The organism is Saccharothrix deserti (assembly GCF_009769385.1).
GTDB classification, from domain to species: domain Bacteria; phylum Actinomycetota; class Actinomycetes; order Mycobacteriales; family Pseudonocardiaceae; genus Actinosynnema; species Actinosynnema deserti.
The window spans coordinates 1-20,187 of the sequence record NZ_VKAB01000066.1 but is presented as its reverse complement, the minus strand read 5'-3'; the positions used below and the strand labels follow the sequence as shown (position 1 = coordinate 20,187).

General features: G+C 68.3%; 19 protein-coding genes and 3 pseudogenes. 14 read left to right on the top strand and 8 right to left on the bottom strand.

Annotated features, from left to right (window positions below; genetic code table 11):
- Nucleotides 1-21 precede the first annotated feature (21 nt).
- The 10 genes from FM051_RS46730 to FM051_RS46690 all read left to right on the top strand — a co-directional run bounded on the left by FM051_RS46730 (nt 22) and on the right by FM051_RS46690 (nt 8,104).
- Nucleotides 22-1,335, top strand: a complete 1,314-nt coding sequence (locus FM051_RS46730; protein ID WP_158853874.1) for a hemolysin family protein — start codon at nt 22-24, stop codon at nt 1,333-1,335.
- Nucleotides 1,332-2,408, top strand: a complete 1,077-nt coding sequence (locus tag FM051_RS46725) for a hemolysin family protein (RefSeq protein ID WP_158853871.1) — start codon at nt 1,332-1,334, stop codon at nt 2,406-2,408. The genes FM051_RS46730 and FM051_RS46725 overlap by 4 nt, the downstream gene beginning before the upstream one ends.
- Nucleotides 2,408-3,457, top strand: coding sequence for a sporulation protein (locus tag FM051_RS46720; protein ID WP_158853868.1), 1,050 nt, complete (start codon nt 2,408-2,410; stop codon nt 3,455-3,457). Before FM051_RS46725 ends, FM051_RS46720 begins: the two co-directional genes overlap by 1 nt.
- A gap of 50 nt (nt 3,458-3,507) precedes the next feature.
- The gene (locus FM051_RS46715; RefSeq protein ID WP_158853865.1) at nt 3,508-3,780 is read left to right on the top strand and encodes a GlsB/YeaQ/YmgE family stress response membrane protein; all 273 of its coding nucleotides are present in this window, start codon (nt 3,508-3,510) and stop codon (nt 3,778-3,780) included.
- A gap of 109 nt (nt 3,781-3,889) precedes the next feature.
- Nucleotides 3,890-4,645: a TerC family protein gene (locus FM051_RS46710; protein ID WP_238413177.1), complete on the top strand. Its 756-nt coding sequence runs from the start codon at nt 3,890-3,892 to the stop codon at nt 4,643-4,645.
- A 72-nt stretch (nt 4,646-4,717) separates the two neighbouring features.
- On the top strand, nt 4,718-5,302 hold the full coding sequence (locus FM051_RS46705) for a YbaB/EbfC family nucleoid-associated protein (RefSeq protein ID WP_158853860.1): 585 nt from the start codon (nt 4,718-4,720) through the stop codon (nt 5,300-5,302).
- 10 nt (nt 5,303-5,312) lie between these two features.
- Nucleotides 5,313-5,639 (top strand): hypothetical protein, encoded by a 327-nt coding sequence (locus FM051_RS51140; protein WP_238413176.1) that lies wholly within the window; start codon nt 5,313-5,315, stop codon nt 5,637-5,639.
- Nucleotides 5,636-6,775 carry a WXG100 family type VII secretion target gene (locus FM051_RS46700; protein ID WP_238413175.1) on the top strand — a complete coding sequence of 380 codons (1,140 nt, stop codon included), beginning with the start codon at nt 5,636-5,638 and terminating at the stop codon, nt 6,773-6,775. Before FM051_RS51140 ends, FM051_RS46700 begins: the two co-directional genes overlap by 4 nt.
- Nucleotides 6,772-7,461 carry a hypothetical protein gene (locus tag FM051_RS46695; protein WP_158853857.1) on the top strand — a complete coding sequence of 230 codons (690 nt, stop codon included), beginning with the start codon at nt 6,772-6,774 and terminating at the stop codon, nt 7,459-7,461. Before FM051_RS46700 ends, FM051_RS46695 begins: the two co-directional genes overlap by 4 nt.
- A 10-nt stretch (nt 7,462-7,471) precedes the next feature.
- The gene (locus FM051_RS46690) at nt 7,472-8,104 is read left to right on the top strand and encodes a hypothetical protein (protein WP_158853854.1); all 633 of its coding nucleotides are present in this window, start codon (nt 7,472-7,474) and stop codon (nt 8,102-8,104) included.
- Nucleotides 8,105-8,210: 106 nt separating this feature from the next.
- Here FM051_RS46690 and FM051_RS46685 read toward each other — a convergent pair whose 3' ends face one another.
- The 4 genes from FM051_RS46685 to FM051_RS46670 all read right to left on the bottom strand — a co-directional run bounded on the left by FM051_RS46685 (nt 8,211) and on the right by FM051_RS46670 (nt 11,815).
- Nucleotides 8,211-8,762, bottom strand: coding sequence for a choice-of-anchor M domain-containing protein (locus tag FM051_RS46685; RefSeq protein ID WP_158853894.1), 552 nt, complete (start codon nt 8,760-8,762; stop codon nt 8,211-8,213).
- Between the two features lie 61 nt (nt 8,763-8,823).
- Nucleotides 8,824-9,894, bottom strand: coding sequence for an integrase core domain-containing protein (locus FM051_RS52695; protein ID WP_158853850.1), 1,071 nt, complete (start codon nt 9,892-9,894; stop codon nt 8,824-8,826).
- Nucleotides 9,895-9,903: 9 nt separating this feature from the next.
- Nucleotides 9,904-10,194: a hypothetical protein gene (locus tag FM051_RS46675; protein ID WP_158853848.1), complete on the bottom strand. Its 291-nt coding sequence runs from the start codon at nt 10,192-10,194 to the stop codon at nt 9,904-9,906.
- A gap of 382 nt (nt 10,195-10,576) precedes the next feature.
- Nucleotides 10,577-11,815, bottom strand: a complete 1,239-nt coding sequence (locus FM051_RS46670; RefSeq protein WP_158853845.1) for a helix-turn-helix domain-containing protein — start codon at nt 11,813-11,815, stop codon at nt 10,577-10,579.
- A gap of 278 nt (nt 11,816-12,093) precedes the next feature.
- Between FM051_RS46670 and FM051_RS46665 the strand changes: the two genes are divergently transcribed.
- From FM051_RS46665 to FM051_RS54310, 3 genes are all read left to right on the top strand, one after another.
- Nucleotides 12,094-12,750 carry a bifunctional DNA primase/polymerase gene (locus FM051_RS46665; protein WP_158853842.1) on the top strand — a complete coding sequence of 219 codons (657 nt, stop codon included), beginning with the start codon at nt 12,094-12,096 and terminating at the stop codon, nt 12,748-12,750.
- A gap of 10 nt (nt 12,751-12,760) precedes the next feature.
- The gene (locus tag FM051_RS46660) at nt 12,761-13,147 is read left to right on the top strand and encodes a hypothetical protein (RefSeq protein WP_158853839.1); all 387 of its coding nucleotides are present in this window, start codon (nt 12,761-12,763) and stop codon (nt 13,145-13,147) included.
- A 489-nt stretch (nt 13,148-13,636) separates the two neighbouring features.
- A complete protein-coding gene (locus FM051_RS54310; RefSeq protein ID WP_158853836.1) occupies nt 13,637-14,527 on the top strand; it encodes a helix-turn-helix domain-containing protein in 891 nt (296 codons plus the stop codon).
- 627 nt (nt 14,528-15,154) lie between these two features.
- On the opposite strand, the pseudogene FM051_RS46650 reads toward FM051_RS54310, so the two are convergent.
- Nucleotides 15,155-16,430 (bottom strand): annotated as a pseudogene (locus FM051_RS46650) (IS256 family transposase).
- A gap of 364 nt (nt 16,431-16,794) precedes the next feature.
- On the opposite strand from FM051_RS46650, the pseudogene FM051_RS46645 reads away from it, so the two are divergent.
- Nucleotides 16,795-17,091: pseudogene (locus tag FM051_RS46645) on the top strand (methyltransferase domain-containing protein); the annotation flags it as partial.
- Between the two features lie 91 nt (nt 17,092-17,182).
- On the opposite strand, the gene FM051_RS46640 reads toward FM051_RS46645, so the two are convergent.
- The 3 genes and pseudogenes from FM051_RS46640 to carB all read right to left on the bottom strand — a co-directional run.
- Nucleotides 17,183-17,911 (bottom strand): HAD family hydrolase, encoded by a 729-nt coding sequence (locus FM051_RS46640; RefSeq protein ID WP_158853833.1) that lies wholly within the window; start codon nt 17,909-17,911, stop codon nt 17,183-17,185.
- A gap of 44 nt (nt 17,912-17,955) precedes the next feature.
- Nucleotides 17,956-19,665, bottom strand: a complete 1,710-nt coding sequence (locus tag FM051_RS46635) for a carbamoyltransferase family protein (protein ID WP_158853830.1) — start codon at nt 19,663-19,665, stop codon at nt 17,956-17,958.
- Nucleotides 19,666-19,768: 103 nt separating this feature from the next.
- Nucleotides 19,769-20,187: pseudogene (gene carB / locus FM051_RS46630) on the bottom strand (carbamoyl-phosphate synthase large subunit); the annotation flags it as partial.

Genomic DNA, 20,187 nt, shown 5'->3' with positions numbered 1-20,187 from the left:
CCTGCTCGTGGCGGGTGCGCCGTGTTGATTTTCGCCGGTGTGCTCGCGATCGTGGCCCTCACCGTGGCCACGGGGTATTTCGTGGCCCAGGAGTTCGCCTACATGGCGGTGGACCGGGGCCGGCTCCGGCAGATGGCCGAGGGCGGCGACAAAGCCGCCGACCGGGCCCTGCGGGTCACGCAGAAGTTGTCGTTCATGCTGTCGGGCGCCCAGTTCGGGATCACGGTGACCGCGCTGCTCGCCGGCTATGTGGCCGAACCGCTGCTGGGCACGGGACTGGCAGAGCTGGTCGGGCTGACCGGCCTGTCGCCGGCGGTGGCGGTGTCGCTGTCGATGGCGGTCGCGTTGGTGTTCGCCACCGTGGTGCAGATGGTGCTGGGCGAGCTGTTGCCCAAGAACTTCGCCATCGCGCGGCCGGAGCCGCTGGCCAAGGCGTTGAGCACCTCCACGCTGGCCTACCTCAAGGTCGCGGGTCCGGTGATCCGGCTGTTCGACGCGGCCGCCAACCGCCTGCTGCGCGCGGTGGGCATCGAACCGGTGGAGGAACTGCCCCAGGGCGCCACCCCGGAGGACCTGCGGCAGATCATCACCGACGCGCGCGGCGAGGGGCACCTGGACGCCGAGCTGTCCCGACTGCTGGACCGCGGCCTGGGATTCCGCGAGCTGGTGGCCGAGCAGGCCATGACCCCGCGGGTGGCGGTGCACACCGTGCGCGCCGACGAGCCCACGGCCCGTGTGGTGGAGTTGTTGGACACCGGCCACTCCCGCTTCCCGGCGTTCGGTGAGGACCTGGACGACCTGCGTGGTGTGGTCGGGTTGGCCGAGGTGTTGACCGTGGACCCGGACAGGCGCGCGGACACGCCGATCGGGGACATCGCCTCGCCGGCGTTGGTGGTGCCCGCGACGCTGCCGCTGCCCGCCGTGCTGGAACGGCTGCGGGCCGAGCGTCGGCAGTTGGCGTGCGTGGTCGACGAGTTCGGCGGCTTCGCCGGGGTCGTCTCGCTGGAGGACCTGGCCGAGGAACTGGTCGGGGAGATCCACGACGAGGACGACCTGGTCGAGGAGGTCATCGAGCCGTTGGGCGAGGGCGTGTGGCGGGTGCCCGGCCGGATGCGGGTGGACGAGATCGCCGACGCCACCGGCGTGGAGCTGCCCGAGCACGACAGCTACGACACCGTGTCCGGGCTGGTGCTGAGCCGGCTGGGCCGCACCGCCCGGGTGGACGACGAGATCGAGTTCGACGGGCTGTCGCTGCGGGTCGTCGCGGTCGCGCGCAACGTGCCCTCGACCGTCGTGCTCGCCTCCCGCGCCGCCGACCGGGAGGACGTCCGATGAGCACCACCTGGTCATTGTTGGTGTCGCTGGTGTTGTTGGTGGCCAACGCGTTCTTCGTCGCCGCCGAGTTCGCGCTCATCGCCGCCAAACGGCACCGCCTGGAGCAGGACGCCGAGACCAGCCGCGCCGCCCGCGCGGCGGTCGCCGGAATCCGCGAGCTGTCGCTGATGCTTGCCGGCGCGCAGCTGGGCATCACGCTGTGCACGCTCGGACTGGGCGCGCTGGCCAAGCCCGCCGTGGCCGACCTGGTCGACCCGCTGCTGCTGGCCACCGGGCTGCCGTCCGGGGTGTCCTACGGCATCGCGTTCACGCTCAGCCTGGTACTGGTCGTCTTCCTGCACATGGTCGTCGGCGAGATGGCCCCGAAGTCCTGGGCGATCTCCCACCCCGAACGCTCCGCGCTGCTGCTCGCGCTGCCGTTCCGGGCGTTCGCCCACTCCGTCCGCTGGATCCTCACCGGACTCAACGGCGTGACCAACGCGCTGCTGCGGGCGATGAAGGTCCAGCCGCAGAACGAGTTGGCGCAGGCGCACCGGCCCGACGACCTGCGGATGCTGGTGCGCCAGTCCGCCGAACACGGCCTGATCCCCGAGGGCCAGCAACGGCTGCTGACCCGGATGCTGCAATTGCAGAACACCACCGTCGCCCAGGTCATGGTGCCCATCGAGGACACGCTGAGCGTGTCCGAGCACAGCAGCCCGCTCGCGATCGAGCGCCGCAGCCGCGAATCGGGACGCTCCCGCTTCCCGGTGATGGACGTGCACGGCCGGTTCCTCGGCCTGGTTCACATCCGCGAAGCCGTGCGCGCCATCGCCGCGGGCCGCAGGACGACAGCCCGTGGGCTGATGAACACCACGGTGACCCTGCCCGCGTCCATGCCGGTGGCCGGCGCGGTCACCGTGATGCGCGCCGAGCGCGCCCAACTGGCGTTGGTGTCCGACGCCGAGGATCGCGTGATCGGCATCGCCGCGCTGGAAGACCTCCTCGAAGAGCTGATCGGCGACTTCGAGGACGAGACCGACACCCCGCTCCGCACCACCCGCGCACCAGCACCCTCCGGAAGGAAATCCTGATGTTCAAACGGATGCTCAGCGCCTTCGGCGTCGGCGGACCGTCCGTCGACACCGTCCTGGACACCCCGCACGCCACCCCCGGCCAGGTGATCACCGGCCAGGTCCGCATCCAGGGCGGCAGCAACGACGCCCAGATCGACCAGATCGTGCTGTCCTTGGTCACCCGGGTCGAGGTCGAGCACGGCGACCACGAGTTCGGCGGGGTGTCGGAATTCCTGCGCGTCGTCGTGGCCCAGGGCGTGCGGGTCCCGGCCGGCCAGCCGATGGCCGTGCCCTTCCAGCTCCCCATCCCGTGGGAAACCCCGATCACCGCCGTCGGCGGGCAGCAACTGCCCGGCATGACCGTCGGCGTGCGCACCGAACTGGTCATCTCCGGCGCCCCCGACAAGGGCGACCTCGACCCCCTCCTCGTCGGACCGCTGCCCTCGCAGGACCGCGTCCTCGACGCGTTCGGACAGCTCGGGTTCCAGTTCCGCAGCGCCGACGTGGAAGCCGGCCGCATCCACGGCGTCCAGCAGGAACTCGGCTTCTACCAGGAGATCGAGTTCTTCCCGCCCGGCCAGTACGCGGGCCGGATCAACCAGGTCGAGCTGACCTTCGTCACCAACCCCCACGAACTCGTGGTGGTGCTGGAGGCCGACAAGCGCGGCGGCATGTTCTCCTCCGGCAGCGACGCGTTCGGTCGCTTCCACGTGTCCCACCAGGACGCCGTGAACACCGACTGGGCGTCGGCGATCAACCAGTGGATGGCGCAGATCGCCGAACGCGGCGGCCACTCCGCCTTCGGCGGTCACGCACCCGGTCACGGCAACCCGGCGTTCGGCGGCCAGCCCGGCTATGGCCAGCCCGGCTATGGCCAGCCGGGATACGGGCAGCACGGTCACCACGACCACGACCACCATGGGCACCACGAACGCCGTGGCCCCGGCATGGGTGCGGTCGTCGGCGGCGTCGCGGCCGGTGTGGTCGGCGGCATGGTCCTCGGCGAGGTCGTGGAAGAGGTGTTCGAGGACGACGGGGGCGGCGAGGACATGGCCTTCGAGGAGTGATCGCGTCGTAGATCGGGTATCTGCGGTTCACCTGACCCAAAGGAGTGGACGTGCCCGTCTCCGGAATCATCAGCGCTCTCGTCGTGGGCCTCATCATCGGCGCCCTCGGCAGACTCGTGCTGCCCGGCAAGCAGAACATCCCGATCTGGCTGACCATCCTCGTCGGCATCGTCGCCGCGATCCTGGGCACCGTCATCGCCAACGCCCTCGGCGTCGGCGACACCCGCGGCATCGACTGGATCGAAGTCGTCATCCAGATCGCCCTCGCCGCGGGCGGCGTCAGCCTGGCCGGGGGCATGTACGGCCGCAAACGCACGCACTGACAACACCCACAGACCCGGCGCGGCAGGCTGCCACTCCCAATGACACGCCTGCCGCGCCGACCTTTCACCACGCGCCTGGGACGAGGAGTAGGTCCGCACAATGGAATGGATGCTCAACCCCGAGCTGTGGATCGCCTTCGGCACCCTGCTGCTGCTGGAAGTCGTGCTCGGCATCGACAACATCGTCTTCATCTCCATCCTCGCCGGCCGCCTCCCCTCTCACCAACAGCAACGCGCGCGCGTCATCGGCCTGTCCCTGGCCCTGATCACCCGCCTGCTGCTGCTGGCGTCGCTGTCGTGGGTCATCGGGCTGACCGCGCCGTTGTTCACCGCACTCGGCCAGGAGATCTCCGGCCGCGACCTGATCCTGCTGCTGGGCGGGCTCTTCCTGCTGGGCAAGGCCACCTACGAGATCCACGAGCAACTCGAAGGCGCCGAACACGCCACCACCCGCAAGGCCGTCTCGTTCGCGTCCGTGATCGTCCAGATCCTCATCCTCGACGTGGTGTTCTCCCTCGACTCGGTGATCACCGCCATCGGTATGGTGGACGAACTCGGCATCATGATCGCCGCCGTCGTCGTCGCGATGGGCATCATGCTGGTCTCCGCCAAGGCCATCAGTGAGTTCGTCAACCGTCACCCGACGGTCAAGATGCTGGCCCTGTCGTTCCTGCTGCTCATCGGCGGCAGCCTCATCGCCGAAGGTCTCGACCAGCACATCCCCAAGGGCTACGTCTACGGCCCGATCGCGTTCTCGATCCTGGTCGAGTTCCTCAACCTCCGCGCCCGCGCCAAACGCGCCAAGCAGCCCGTGCACCTGCATCCCACCTATGTCAAGAACGACGAGGCGCGCTCGGCGGATTGAGGTATGCGCTTCGGCCGGGTGTCGTAGCCTTGTTCTGCCGGGGGAATGTCAAGGGCGCCGGGGGTGCGTGCGGTGGATGGGCAGCAGCGGCTGCAGGCGATGATGCGCAAGTTCGAGGAGCAGGCGGCCAAGGCCGGTCAGTTGCAGGAAGCGATGAAGGACCTGCGGGGTGTGGGGCGCAGCCGGGACGGATCCGTGACGGTGACCGCCGCGCCGTCCGGTGCGGTGCTGGGGCTGCGACTGTCGCCCGCGGCCATGTCCCGGTCGCACGTGGCGTTGCAGCAGGAGATCCTGGACGCGATCCGGATGGCCACGCAGAACGCCGCGCAGCAGCTCGACGCCGCGGTGGCGCCGATCCTGGGCGATCGGTTGCAGGAGTTCAAGCAGGGGATGGCGGCGTCCGGGGTGCAGCCGATCATGCCGTCCGCGCCGCCGCCCCCGGGAGCGCCTCCCGCCCCGCCTCCCGCCCCGCCTCCCGCCCCGCCGCCCGCGCCGCCGCCGCCCATCCCGCCGTCGGCCACCCCGTCGCCTGCCGGGCCCCCGCAGCCGTTCCGGCCGCCGCTGAACCAGCCGCCGCCGAACCAGGTTCCGGGGAACCGCCCGCCGCGTCCGGTGGTCGAAGACGACGAGGAACCGCCGAGCACGTACCTGACCTGAGGGGGACAGGGTGACTTTTCACGTTGTGCCGGAGGCGTTGACCGCCTTCGCGAGGGGCAGCGAGAGCCTGGCCGAGAAGTTCGGCGCGCTGGCCGACCTGCTCGAACAGGCCAGGGTGGACGATCAGTGCTTCGGGCCGATCGGCGACGCCGTGGGGCTGAGCAGCGGGTACTTCTCCAGCCTGGACGAGTGCCGCCAGCTGGCCACCGACGCGCAGGAGTTCCTGAAGCAGACCGGTGATCAGTTGCAGCAGAGCTTCGAGGTCTACCAGGGCGTGGACAGCGGCCTGTCCGAAGGCTTCACGCAGATCGGCAACGGCCTGGGTGGTAGCCGGTGAACGGCGGTCCCGGCACGTTCGCCGACCTCAACGGCGGCGAGCAGAAGAACTGGTTCGAGCAGGCGGCCGGGCGCGGCAGCTCCGGTATCGGGGCCATGCAGGACCTGGCCGACGCCACCAGCCCGCCGCAGATGGCCGCGGCGACGATCTCCGGCCGGATGGAGCTGCTCCAGACCATCGCCAGCCCCGGCCAGGCGCTGCTGGACAACGGCTTGGGCTTCCTGGTGTCGATCGTGCTCAGCCCGTTGATCGAGATCGCGGAGTGGGCGATCGGTGATCCGGAGCAGATGCGTGCCACCGGCAACGGCTGGGAGCAGGTCGCGACCTGGTTGGACGAGGTCGCCGAGGCCGAGCAGAAACGCGCGGACGCCACCGGCGGCATGTGGGTCGGCGCGGCGGGTGACGCGTTCCGCAACCAGATCACCGAGTTCAGCGGCGGTGTGTCCGCGCTCGCGGAGGACGTGCGCGGGCTCAAAGAGACGCTGGACATGATCGCGGACCTGTTCGACATGTTCGTCGAGTTCGTGATCCAGATCCTGACCGAGCTGATCATCGGCCTGATCGTGCAGTGGCTGGCCGCGCTGGCGGCCTCGTGGATTACCGCGGGCGGCTCGGTCGCCGCGGCGGGCGCGACCACGACGGTGCAGGTGGGCAGCACCGGCGTGCGGCTCACGATGCGCGTGACGAAGCTCCAGATGAAGCTGTTCCAGATCATGAAGAAGCTGGAGGCGTTGCTGGTGCGGCTGCGCGGGCCGTTGCGGCAGGTCATCCAGCGGATGAACGGGCTGCGCGGCGGGAACATGGCCGAGCAGGCCCTCGGCCGCCACCTCGGTTCGAACCCGCTGGTCAACATCCTGACCAGGGCGGACGGCACCAGCTTGGCCTCGACCACGGGCAATCGGTTCATGCAGAACATCACCGGCGAGGGCGCGCTGGCGAGCAACATCAGCCAGACCGTGCTGAGCGGGATGCTCGGCGGGGAGACCAAGCTCAGTACCGCGGCGTTCAGCGCCGGTGTCGATGCCGCGGTCGACGGCGCCATCAAGTTCGGCACCCAAGAGGCGTACGACGCCGCGCAGAACCAACCGTCCGAAGAGGAACGCCGGGAAACGCAGGAACGCGGGTTCAACTGGTGAAACTGGACGGGGCGTTGGCCCTCCGACAGTCGTGGTGCGCGCCGGACGAGCCGATCCTGCTGTGCGCTTTCGTCGGTTCGACCAGTTCCCACTTCGACGTGAGCGGTCTGGACTGGTGGGGGAAGCCGGAACGCGGTCTCGGCGGCAAAGCACTGCGCGCGTTGGGCACGGCGACGGCGGTTGTGGCCTCCGGCGGCCCTCGCGACCGCAACGAACTCGCGTCGTCACCGAGTGCCGTGGTGTTCGGGCCGAGCCCCGACACGGTGGCGGTCGAAGCGGGATTGGCCGTGCGGGACTTCACCTTCGCCTGGTGGGTGCTGACGCCGCGCCGGATGGCCTGGGTCCGCACCGAACCCGAAAGCGTGGTGACCGGGCCGGACCCGGAGAAGTCGCTACTCGACCAGGTCCGGGGCTTCGCGAAGAACGCGCGTGACGCACTGGCGGGCAAGAGCCCGCATCCGCCTCACGTCCCGATCGAAACGGCCGGCGTCGTGCCCGTGGTCGAGGTGCCGCGTGACCGGATCGCCGGGGTCGCCGGCGCGGAACGCAAGCTGCCCCACGATTACGCGGACGGCCGGGTTCACGTGCTGCGGGTGTCGCTCGTGGACGGATCGGGCATCGACGTCGTCGCCGGGCACGAGCCCGCGCACGCGCAGCGGTTGCTCGCCCTGGTCAACGGCCGGTAGAGGACGGGACGTGCCCAAGAACAGGCTGAAGATCGGTGAGATCGCCCAGCAGCGCTGGGTCGGGCCCGGCGAGCAGGTGGTGTGGGTGGTCGACCCCGAGGGCCACGTCGGCAGCACGGTCGGACCGTCCCGCACGGTGCCGCACCGGACCGGCGCGGCCGCGCTGGAGGTGCCCGAACCCGAGTGGCCGTTGCCGACCCGTGCGGTCGGCGAGGGGCGGTTCCACAACGACGAGTGGGTGCACGACCCGGCGGTGTGGGCCTGGGCGCACGCGCAGCGCCCGGACCAGGTGGCCGTCCGCTGGGCCGACCTGTTCACCGCGGGCCGTGACGAGTGCCGGCTGGTGTTGACCAACCGGCGGCTGGCGCTGGTCGTGGACGGCGAGGTGACCAGGCCCGCCGCACCGGCGTCGGGTGGTTTGCTGGGCCGCGTCCGCGCACTGGGCCAGTCGCAGCCCGACGTCGCGCCGCTGGTGACCTGGTGGGACGCACCGGTGGGCACGGCACGCCTGGAGGCCGTGCCGCTGGGACGGCAGGTCGCGGCGGAGTGGTTCGTGCGGATCGGGTTCCCGGACGGCTCGACCTTCGAGTTCCGCGACGCCCAAGCCGAGCAGTCCGTCCGCACCGCCCACGCCAACCTCTGAACTCGGACGTGCCCTATCTACCAATCGGCACAACACGTCGATCTGTTGGTCACGGACGAGGCCGTGGCACTGAGGGTGCCACGGCCTCTGTCGTCCTACTGCGGAATCAGGGTTGGACGGTGAAGGTGTAGGTCTTCTGTCCGGTGCTGACGGCGGCGTCGCCGGTCGTGGTGGCGGTGATCTCGAAGATCACGGTGTAGGTGCCGGTGGCTTCGAAGGCCCAGTTGGCGTGGGCGTGGGTGTTGATGGCGAGGGTCCGGCTGTCGGGCGTGCCGTTGCCGCTGTCGAACCAGACCGTGGGTGTGCCCCGGCTGGTGGTGTAGACGCTGAAGTCGGCGGGGCCGGTGACGGAGACGAGCTTGGCGGTCACGGTGTTGTTCTGGAGCACGCCGGAGGGCACGCCCTGGGTGTTGATCCCGGGCCACAGGATGCCGCTGACCTCGGCCTGCGGGAGGACCCAGATCGTCGAGCCGGGGGAGCCGAGGAACGAGTACGCGGAGTTGGACGGCACGGTGGTCTTGCTGGCCGAGACGGCGTCGAGCACCACGGTGGACGGGTCCCGGTCGACGGCGGGGGAGACCGTGGCGTCGCGGATGTCCAGCGTCAACGCGCTGCCGGTCCAGTCGATGTCGAGGGCGTCGACGTGTCCCTGGGAGATCGTGGCGGCGTGCGCGGTGCCTGTGGGGTGCCAGAAGTCGGCGCCGTCGCTCTGACCTGCGTTAAGCCGCTGCGGGTTCGTATTCGTTGATCAGGCCGCCGAGGATCGGTCGACGGCGTACCGACGTGCGGCTCGGCTGCGGAATCGGATGATCCGGTCGTGGTGGCAGGAGTTGGCGGGCTCGGTGTGGGCGGCGGTGGTTGTAGTGGGCCGCGTAGCGGTCCAGCACCGACTTCAGGTGGTGTTCGTTGATGATGAGTAGTCGGTCGGTGGCCTCGCGTCTGACGGTGCCGACGAACCGTTCGGCGTAGCAGTTCGCTCGTGGGCTGCGCGGTGGGATCTTCACGATCTTGACCCCGACGTCGGTGAGGACGGTGTCGAACGAGGCGGTGAACTGGCCGGCTCGGTCACGGATCAGGAACCGGAAGCCGTCGGATCGATCACCCAGGTCCATGATCAGGTTGAGGGCTTGTTGGGTGGTCCAGGGCCCGTCGGGGTTGGTGGTGGCGCCGAGGATGTGGACGTAACGGGTGGCGACCTCCATCACGAAGAACATGTAAACCCGTTTGAGGGTGAAAGCACAGTCGACGTGGAAGAAGTCGCAGGCCACCATGCTTGCGGCCTGGGCGCGGAGGAAGCCGGTGCCAGGAGGTGTTGCTGTCGCGCTTGGCGCCGGTGGTATTCGCAGGTGCTTGAGTACGCGGCGGATGGTCGAGGCGGCTACTCGGTGGCCGAGTTTGAGCAGTTCGCCCTGGATTCGGCGGTAGCCCCAGGTGGCGTTCTCCCGTGCCGTCCGCTCGGTCAGCGCCACGACGGTGTCGTCGACCGGTGGGCGCCCGGTGCGGTTCGGGTGGGTCCACTTCTTCGCGGCCAGGCGCTGGTGCCGTCGCAGGATGGTGCCCGGTGTCACCGATCGGTGCTCGTGCAGCAGTCGGGGGAGTTGCCGCACGAGTGCGGCGAGCACGGCGCGATCGGCCCAGTCCGGCCGCGGGCGGGGAGTGGCCCGGCGCAGCACGGCGACTTCGTGCCGCAGTACCAGTAACTCGACGTCCTTGGCCGCCGACGACCGGCCGAGCAGAACCAACCAGCCGACGAGCCGGACGAAGATCAGGTACAGCAGTCGTAACGCCACGCCTTACGATCATGTCCCTGTGACCCACGATGCACGATCACGGCAGCTCGGCGGTCCAGTGCAGAGTTCTGGCACCCCACAGGCCACGGCCCGGCAGGCACGCGCCACGGCGGCCAGCTCGTCCACCGCGTCCCCGATCCACTCGGCTCCGGCCAGGTGGTCCACGTGGGCCGCCAGGTACGCCAACGCGGACGCCACGGACGGACGGGCCCCACCGGTCGGCAAGCCGCGCTCGGTCTTCACCGTCTCGGCCCACCCCACGACCACGGCCGGGATCGACACGGGCCCGTGTCCGTCCACGGGCATTGACGTACGCCAGTCGAGCAACGACAGGACAAAATCGTTGGCCGGTGATGAGGAACCGAATCCAGGCGCGCGGAAGCCATCGGACCGCATAGCCCGCGACGGTTCGACTCGGCCCGCCACGGTAGGCCACAGGTCGCGGATTTCCGAGAGGATGCGTACAAGATGGCCGCGACAACGGCCACACACGGTCAACCCGGGAGACAGGGGCAAGTGGGATGCGCAAGTAGACACGGCCGGGCTCACTTGCGCACCGCGTCCCAGACGTGGGCAAGTGGGCAAGTGGATGACACGGCGGCATTTCTGGCTTGCTTGCTCGGCCCGCGCTACGGCCGAACAAGTGAGTAAGCGGGTCCTGCTTGCCTAAACGCTCAACACGTCAGGCTGCTACGCCAACGAAGTCGGCCAGCCTCCGCAGGTCACCCTTTACGGAACGACGTTCACGCTTCAGCATTCCACGAAGCATTGAATGGACTCGGCCCGTGAACAGCAATTGTTCCGGGGCGGCCATCCTGGCTAGATTCAGTGCGTCCAGGGCCTCGCGGTCCCGCCTCCGCAAGTAGTGGGCCCATGCGACAGTAATCAGATGCGAAGTCCTACGCTCGGACAATTCCGGAGGCAGGTTGTCATACTGCACACGATCCGACTCGGAGATGGCTTGTCCCGGATCGCCCAATTCGAGCGCGAGCCAAACACGGTGAATAGCAATGTTTGTCGGACCAAAGGCGAGCCAGAAATCGTTCCGATCCCCGATCTCCTCTGCTGCCCGAGAGGCTTCATTCAGATAATCCCGTGCGGCGCGGTGATCGCCAAGAGTGGCTGCCCCAACAGCACCTTTGAGCATAAGCGACCCATACATGCTGTATGCCTGTGGGGTGCTCAAGTGTGGCCGGAGAGCGTCAGCCGCAGAAACAGGTGCATCGGTTGATTCCGTGAGCCGACCGGCGTGACGCAGAACAACGGCCAGTCGCCATGCTCCGCCCGCAATCAGAAGTCGGTCATCAGACTCTTGGGCAGCGTGCATCGAGCGCTCGGCGGCTACCCACGGTAGATGTGGTTCACCTAGACGATCCAACATACCGGACGTCACTCTATACACCAGAGCCTGAAGCTTAGACGCCTCTCGTTTCTGATCTTCGTTTTCCGCAGCGTGCACCAAATGCCAGGCGTCTGCGATCATGTCGGGAACGAGTGGGGCCATTTCAGACCACCGTTCCGTTTGAGAATGCGTGAACGCTCTTTCGACGCGAACCCGAAGATGCTCCAGCGAGACGGGCATTCGGTCCGGCACGCCGATCAGCGGAGAAATCCCGTTGTAGCGCAACATTGCGGCTTCAATTTCCGGGACGATATTAGGGGCGGTACCTAGCGAGTCCTTACGCCGTGCCGTAGCGCGGAAGGGGCCAGGCAACAGCGCGGATGGTGGAATCCGTAGTGCTTCGGCCACGGCCACGATCGTGGACAGCTTGTCCACCTCGCGCTTGCCGTTCTCGATCTGCCTAAGCCACTCGGTCGTCCGGCCCCCCACCAGGCCGCACAACACCTCTTGGGTCATCCCCTGTCGCTTGCGGTAGTAGGCGATGCGCTCACCCACCGTCGCCTCTGTATCCAGCCGCATAACTCCAGGGTACCGACCCCCAACTCTCTGTTGGGGTTGGCCGCTGGCCGCGCCCCTACCTTGCCGATCACGTACCGCAACGTTGCGGGTACGGCCCGACCCGGCGTCAACACACGAGCAGTACCCCGACCGCCGGGCCGGGTGCCGGTGACCAGCTCCCCGGCGGGTCCGGAGTCCCGCGCCGGGAACACCCCCGGTCCCGCTGGTCCCCCCTCGGACAAGGGGAGTGGGTCACCGGCCCCCACAGACACCACCTGTGCGCAATAGGAAGGCCAGACATGGTGACCCCACACGCCCCGTCCCCGCCGAACGGTTCGAGTCCCCGCCGGGACGTAGCCCGCAAGGAAGCCGCGCTGACCTACGCGGGGTACGGCTGGCCGGTTCTGCCCGGATCGGATTGGAACGGGCGGACCTGGCAGGTCGCGTCACCCGGGGGTAAGCGGACCGATGGTGCACAACCGATCCTCCCGCGAAACGTCGCCACGGTGGACCCGGACACGATCGCCGGATGGTGGCACGGCCGCGCGGGAGTCGGGGAGCTGTCACCCACCGTGCTGCTTCGTTCCGGCCCGTTCTCCTTCAACGTGATTTCCGTATCGACTGCGGTGGGCGAACGGGCTCGACAACATCAGCAGTTCGTGGCCGCGCCGACGCCTGTGGCGTACCGGCCGGACACCGAGCGGGAATACTTCCTCACGAAACCCATCGGTGAACCGAGCGGCCGGAACATCGACCCGGAAGTGGCCGACATGGTCACCGTGATGCAAACCGGTTCGTGGATCTTGGTTCCGCCCGCCACGGTGAGCGCGGGTCGGGAAGTCGAATGGCGGGTCGACCCGGCGACACTGGACGGCGGGTTGGCGGATTTCATAACCACTGCCGGTTCGTTGTTGTTCGCGGCCTACAACCTGAAGAACTCGCAGGACCAGGGATAGGCGGCGTGTCATGCGCGCCGAACTGCTCACGCTGACTGCCCTGTACGTCGGCCTTGCAGGCTTAGTGATGATCCTCGCCCTGGTGCTGCTTCTCTGGCGGTTGAACCGCCGGGCAAAACGCGCGTGGGCGGCGGACTTGGCCGAGCACCTCGCGAACGTCAGAGCACGGGAACTGGCGCGGCAGCGAACCGACGTCATCCCGGCCGGGTCGATACGGGCTGAACTTGAACAGGAAAAGACGCATGACCCGACTGACGTGGATGGACCGGAAAGTGCCCGGCACGCGCGTACGGCTGACGATCGGCAATCCGAACCGGCCATTCCGGCCATTCCACCGCAGGCTGCGCGTCCCGTCGGCCGCAGCCGCCATCGGGCGGGCACTGCGCGCCACGGTTGACGGGGAATCGTGAACTGCGGCGGGTGGGGTGTTGTCACGGTCGGCACGTCGCGTGTCGAGGCCACGGATTTCTCACCCGGCTTTCAACGGCGCTGCCCGGGGTGCGCGGCGTGCCCCGTCGTAATCGCGGACTCTCGGCGGGCCGACCGGACGGCCACGGAATCGACCACGCCAAGCGTCCGGAACTTGGCGGACAACGGGAGGTCCATAGGGAGCTGACGCACAACACATGACTGTATTGCGCAGGACGGCCCCGCCCTCGACCCTCTCAGGGACAGCGGGGCTGTCCGTCTCCAATCCAACAACACGGGAAAGTCTGAAATGGGTTGCGGAGGATCGGGCGAGGTGGTTGCACTATCAGGCTCCGGATGGCTTCGGCGGGGCACATGCCCTGGCTGTGAGGACTGTCAACCATCATCGGAGACGACCAACGGGGAAGAAACGAGTACGACTCCCCAAGGTTCCTCCTGACCCCGCCAAGGAACAGAAATGGAATTGCACCGCAGTCGGCCGCACGCACCCGCCCACCAGGAGGTGAGCACGGCCCGTAGTCGGGAGTTGGGTGAAGAGATACGCCAGGTCTGGCAGCGCGCCGGGATACCCGTAGCTCGGCTCACCAAGTCACTCGGCTGGTCACCGGGCAAACTGTCGAAAATCCAAACCGGCACACGCGGCACCAGCCTGGTGGACATCGCTACATTGCTCGGCTACTGCGGGGCCGACAGAGAAACCCGTGACCGCATCATGTCAATGGCTGCGGAGACGGACCGGAATGCCGGCAGCTTCGTGCGCGTACACGACGGGTGCCCCGACACCCTTCTGGTACTCACCCTGCACGAACAATGGGCACGGACTGTCACGGTTTACGAACCCCTTGCCGTCCCGAGTCTCGCTCAGACCGAGGAATACGCCTACGCCCTCACCGGCAGCAAAACCACCGCACGCGCCCGCACGGCACGACAGCACCACCTACGACGCCCCGGCGGCCCGAATATCGTCGTCTACGTGCACGAAGCCGCTTTTCATCAGATCGTCGGCAGCCCAAAGGTGATGCACGACCAACTCCTACGCCTGACACTCATGTGCAATTGGATCGGGACCAGTCCCCGCGTCATCCCGACGTCCGCCCAATCGCATTCTGCGCTACAGCACCCGGCGGCGGTCCTGACGTTCGCTGATCCCCTCGACCCCTTGGCGTACACCGAAATCGACGGTGCGACCGTCTTTCACGACGCCCCCCCGCGTCGTGGCCGCATATCAGGCAAAAATGCGGCAACTCGACACGTTGGCACTGGACGCCAGGGACTCTCAGAGGCTACTCGCCCGATGGGCCGACACCTACGAAGGCGGAAACACGCCCGACTCCGCGCCAGGGAATGACGAGGGAGAGTGATGAACGAACACGGAATGTCGCGGGCGGTCCGGTTGCTGGTCGTGGGTGCTCTGGCCGGACTTCTCGGCGGGAACATCTACCGCCGTAGGCGCAGGCGTGCCCTTGTCGAGCGGGCAAAGAGTCCTTTCACGCGTCCGGAGTCCGAGTGGACGCAACGGGATCTACGTGACTACCGGTGGCACGAACGGCGGGCCGAATGGGCGCTGAGGGCCGAGCGGGCGGGAAACCGCCTGTTGACGTGGCTCACGTTCGGTCTCTATCAGCCGGAAACCCTGTGGTGCTGCGACACCGCGCCGTGGGAAGACGAACGGCGACTGTGGCACGAAAAGGAGGGAGTGAGGCCGGATGGCATGGGTTAGGCGGATCGAACCCGGCAATACGCCGGAACCGGACCGGTCCGGGAAGTGGACCGCGTGTGACGACTTCGCCGTACAGATGGAGGCAGTGAGACAAAAGCGCGGGAACGGCGACGCGGATTCGACAGATGATGAGGGCACGACCGCAACTCAGTGACCAACCGGACACGACGGAACACATGCGGGCTGACTGCGGCTGGTGTGAAGTGGAGTGGGACGCGGTGAAGAGCTATTGTCAAGTTCTGTGGATCAAGATCTTTAGGCGGCTTCCTCGTCGGGTCGTTCCACGAGGACGCCGTTGACGAAGGTAGCGCCGGCCCGGACGAGCGCGACGAGTTGAGGTGCGTTCACCGCCCGCCAACGTGCCTGTGCCGACTCGATCAGCTTGAACGCCATCGCCAGCCCGGCGGCTCGCGAGCCCGGTCCCTTGGTGACCTTGGTGCGGTGGCGCACGGTGGCGAAGGTCGACTCGATCGGGTTCGTGGTGCGCAGGTGGATCCAGTGCTCGGCCGGGTGGTCGTAGAACGCGAGCAGCTCGTCGAGGTCGTCGGTGATCTTGGCGACCGCCTTGGGGAACTTCGCGCCGTAGGCGGCCTGGAACGCCGTGACCGCGTCCTGGGCGTGGCGGCGGTCCTCGGCGTTCCAGATCTCGGCCGGCGCCTTCTTCGCCCCGGGATGCGCGGACTTGGGCATCGCGGCCGGCACGTTGCCGATCTTGTGAAACCAGCACCTCTGCTCGCGTGAGGCGGGGAAGACCTCGCGCAGCGCACCCCAGAACCCCAACGCGCCGTCCCCGACCGCGAGAACCGGGGCGGTCATGCCGCGCCGGGCGCAGTCGCGCAGCAGATCGGCCCACGACCCGGTCGACTCGCGGTAGCCGTCGGCCAGGGCGACGAGCTCCTTGCGGCCGTCGGCGCGGACCCCGATCATGACCAGCAGACAGAGCTTGTGTTCCTCCAGGCGGATGTTGACGTGGATCCCGTCCGCCCACAGGTACACATAGTCCACACCGGACAGATCACGCCCGGCGAACGCACGCTGCTCGTCCTTCCACTGCTCGGTCAGCCTGGTGATCACCGCCGCGGACAAGCCCTTGGTCGAGCCGAGGAACTGCCCCAGCGCGGGCACGAAATCCCCGGACGACAAGCCGTGCAGGTAGAGCAGCGGCAGCACTTCGGTGATCTTCGGTGTCTTGCGCGCCCACGCGGGCAGGATCGCCGAGGCGAACCGCTTGCGTTGCCCGGTGTCCGGGTCGGTGCGCTTGTCGTTGACCCGCGGCGCGGTCACCTCCACCGCGCCGGCGCTGGTCAGCACCTCGCGGGGCTGGTGGTAGCCGTTGCGCACCACCAGGCGGTGGCCGTGTTCGTCACGCTCGTCGGAGTAGGCGGCGATGTAGGCGTCGACCTCGGCCCGCAGGGGCTTCTGCCAGCATGCGGCGGGCGCCCTCGCGAACGATCCGGTCGATCACCGACTCCTCGCCGGCGGCGGGCCGGTCGTTGTCACCGGATGCGGGGTCGGGGACTACGGTGAGCATGGGCGTGCCTTCCCGACCGACGCGCCAACGTCGGCCTGTTTGAGACCTCTACTCGATCACCGGGAAGGTACGCCCCTTCACCGGCCGATCCACAGGTCTCAACCATTGCTCCGAACGGAACGGCGACCTCGAACTCCTCGTCCAGCGTCGGTGGAGCGCCTCTGGGGACAAGATCGAACTTCGGCACCGGGGCATTGTCCCGGCAGGTTTCCCAGTACACCAACATGGGCTCCTGGGCGATCCACACAGTATCCAGTGGAGTAGCTGTCGACCTGGGCTGACGGGACCGCGTTGCCCGAGCGGGCGACTGGTGGTCGAGGTGATCTCCTGGCGTCCTGATTGATCGCTCGGCAGTATGGGAAACATGCCTGCCGATCCCGAGAGTTCCGCCGACGTGGCCGTGGAAAACGACTACGACAGCTTCGCCGAGGCGTACACGGTCGAGAACGACACCAGCCTCATCAACGCCTACTACACCCGGCCCGCGATCGTGGACCTGGCCGGGGACGTGGCCGGTCGGCGGATCCTCGACGCCGGGTGCGGCTCCGGTGCCGTGTCCGAGGCGCTGCGCGAGCGGGGCGCCGTCGTGGCCGGCTTCGACCGCAGCGCGAAAATGGTGGAGCTGGCCCGGCAGCGGCTCGGCGCCGACACGGACCTACAGAGGCAACGGCGTGTTCGTCATTCTCGGCCCCGGTGTGGACTCCTGGTGGACCGGGGTCCGGGGACGGCCGATCCACCAGGAGCGCACTGGATCAGGCGTTGGCGGAACCGACCCGGCGGCTCAGGTCCACCACCGGGATACCGCCGTCGACGAGCACGGTAGCGGTGGACTGCTCGTCGATGCGCACCGAGACCCCGGTGAAGTCGGGAACGGTGAGCAGCACGCCGGTGTCGCTCAGGTCTTCCGACCCGACCCCGACGCACCACGCGCCCGCGTCCACCGCGGAGCGGACACCGCTGACGGAGTCCTCGAACACCACCACCTCGCCCGGCGGCAGCCCCAGGCGCGAACACGCGGTGAGGTAGGGCTCCGGGTGCGGCTTGCCCCGGGAGACCTCGTCGCGGTGCACGACCACGGGCAGTGCGGCGCGCACTCCGATGATGTCCAGCGCGTGGTCGATCTTCGCGGGCCAGCTGCTGGTCACCAGCGCCAGCGCCGTCCCGGCGTCGGCCAGGGCAAGCACGAACTCCGCCGCGCCCGCGATCGCCTCGTACGGCGCGGTCTCCTCGATCCGGTCGACGTGCCGCCAGATCTCGCGCTGCCGCTGCTCGTCGAATCCGGGGAACAGCGTCGCGACGGTGTGGCTGCCGTTGCGGCCGTGGACGTGGTCGCGCACCTCCTCCTCGGTGAGGTCCCGGGCGAGGTACTCCCGTGCCGCCTCGCGCCACGCGAATTCGATGACCGACCGGGAGTCGATCAGGACGCCGTCCATGTCGAACACCACGGCTCCGGCGGTGACCCGCTGGACCGGAGAACTCATCGCACGACCTTTCACCATTGGGTTTCGTCGGTCTCCCACGCCGGTCAGACGACCGGGCTCACCGCGTCGTCCGCCCACACGAAGTACTGGTCGTCCACCAGCAGGAGGTCCACAACACCGTCGGCGACGGCGTCGAGCGCGTCCCGGGGAGAGCCGACGATGGGTTCTTCGTGCTTGTTGAACGAGGTGTTGACCAAGGCTGCCTGACCGGTGCGGTCGTGCCAGGACAGTAGCACTCCGTGCAGGAACGGATCGTCTTCGTAGCGGACCACCTGCGGGCGTGCCGTGCCGTCCACGTGCACGACCGCCGGGCACGACTCGGCGAACTCCGGCGTGCAGTCGTAGGTGAGGGTCATGAACCTGGCCGCCGCGTGGTCGGGGCGCCAGCCCACGTAGCACGACGCGGCGTGCACGTCGGCCGTGATCGGGGCGAACGGCATGAACTCGGTGCGCTTGAGGCGCTGGTTGAGCCAGTCGTTCATGCTCGGGTCGTCGGTCCGGTAGACGATGCTGCGCCTGCCCAGGGCGCGCGGGCCGAACTCCATGCGCCCCCGGTAGAGCCCGATCACCCTGTTGTCCTCCAGGGCCTTGAGCAGCGTGCCCTGGGGATCGTCGGAACGGGTGAACCGCAGCGAGGAATAGGACCGCACCAGGGCCGCCAACGCGTCGTCGTCGATCGTCGACCCCGGGCCGAGCGCCATCGACGGTGCGTCGTAGCGGTGCCTGCCCTTGCGGTAGGCGACCACGGCGGCGCTGTGCAGGGGCAGGCCGCCGTCGCCCATCGGCGGGATGACGTAGATGTTGTCGACGCCGGGGCACTCCAGGATGCGCTGGTTGAGCTTGACGTTGCCGAACACCCCGCCGCCCAGGCACACGTTGGACGTCGGCACCTGGGCGATATGGGTGGTGACGAGTTCGGTGAGCAGGTTCTCCAGGTGGCGCTGGGCGGCGGCCGCGACGTCGGCGGGCGGCTCGGCGGCGATGGCCTCCAGCAGGACGTCCGAGTAGGTGTCGTAGGAGGGCTGGTAGTAGTCGCCGCAGCGCGCCCGCAGCCGGCCGTCCTCCATGTCGATCATCCGACGCATGAGCGGCAGCAGCCGCTCGGGGTCACCGTTGGCCGCCAAGCCGGTGATCTTGCCCTCGTGCCGGTTGGGCCGGAAGCCCAGCAGCCGGGTGATGCGCCCGTAGAAGTAGCCGAGGCTGTCCACGGACGTCTCCCGCTGGAGCACCCGCTCCTCGCCGGCGGAGACGAAGCTGATGGTCAGCGACTGGAAGTCCCCGCGCCCGTCGCAGGTCACCACCAGGGCGTCGTCGAACGGCGAGCACACGAACGCGCCCACGCCGTGGGACTCGTGGTGGTCCACCAGCACCACCTTGTCCCGCAGGCCGTATCGCTCGGCGAACTCGTCGAACTCGGCGCGCTTGGCGAGGTCGTTGGCCATCTCGTCGGAGATCCGCTTGCGGATGTGAGGGAGGCCCTCGGGACGTCGGGCGGCCTCGTCGGCGACCCGCTCGACGTACAGCAGCAGGTGGCGCTCAGCGTCGAAGCCCGCATGCCAGCCATAGGCGACGTGGTCGAGGTCCGCCAGGGACACCCCTCCCTCGGCCAGCACGAAGTCGATGGCCAGCTCGGGCCAGGTCTTGTGCTCCTTGACGCGGGTGAACCGCTCCTCGCTGGCCGCGGCGACGATCTCACTGTCGCGCAGCAAGCAGGCGCCCGCGAGGTCGTTGTTGGTGATACCGAGAACGAGCATGTTCGGCTCTGCCTTCCGGTGTTTGGGCGTGCTCGGTCGACGCGGGAGCCCGGTCGGCCCCGCGCTGGTGGTTGTGCGGATTGAGGTGTCGGTGCCGCGCACCTCAGGTGCGCGGCACCCGACACGGTTCCTGGAGCGGGATCACGTCGAACGCGTCATCGGTGGTGCGGAGGGATTCCAGCGCTCGGACGGTGGCTTCCAGGCCACGGATGGTGGTGATGCTGTGGACTTGGTGCGCCGAAGCCGCAGCGCGGATCGCCCGGTCCGCCGCGCCCGCGGGGGACCGGTCACCCGAGGTGCTGACGAGGAGGGAGAACTTGCCGCCGATGATCTCCTCGACGACGTCGCCGCTCACCTGCGTGTGGACGATGCCGTTGCGGCGCAGCACCTCGGCTGTGCCCGCGGTGGCCAGTACCTCGAAGCCCAGGTCGGCGAGCCGCTTGACCGGGAAGATCATGGCCCGCTTGTCCCGGTTGGCCACCGACACGAACACCCGGCCCGACGTGGGCAGGGAGCCGTAGG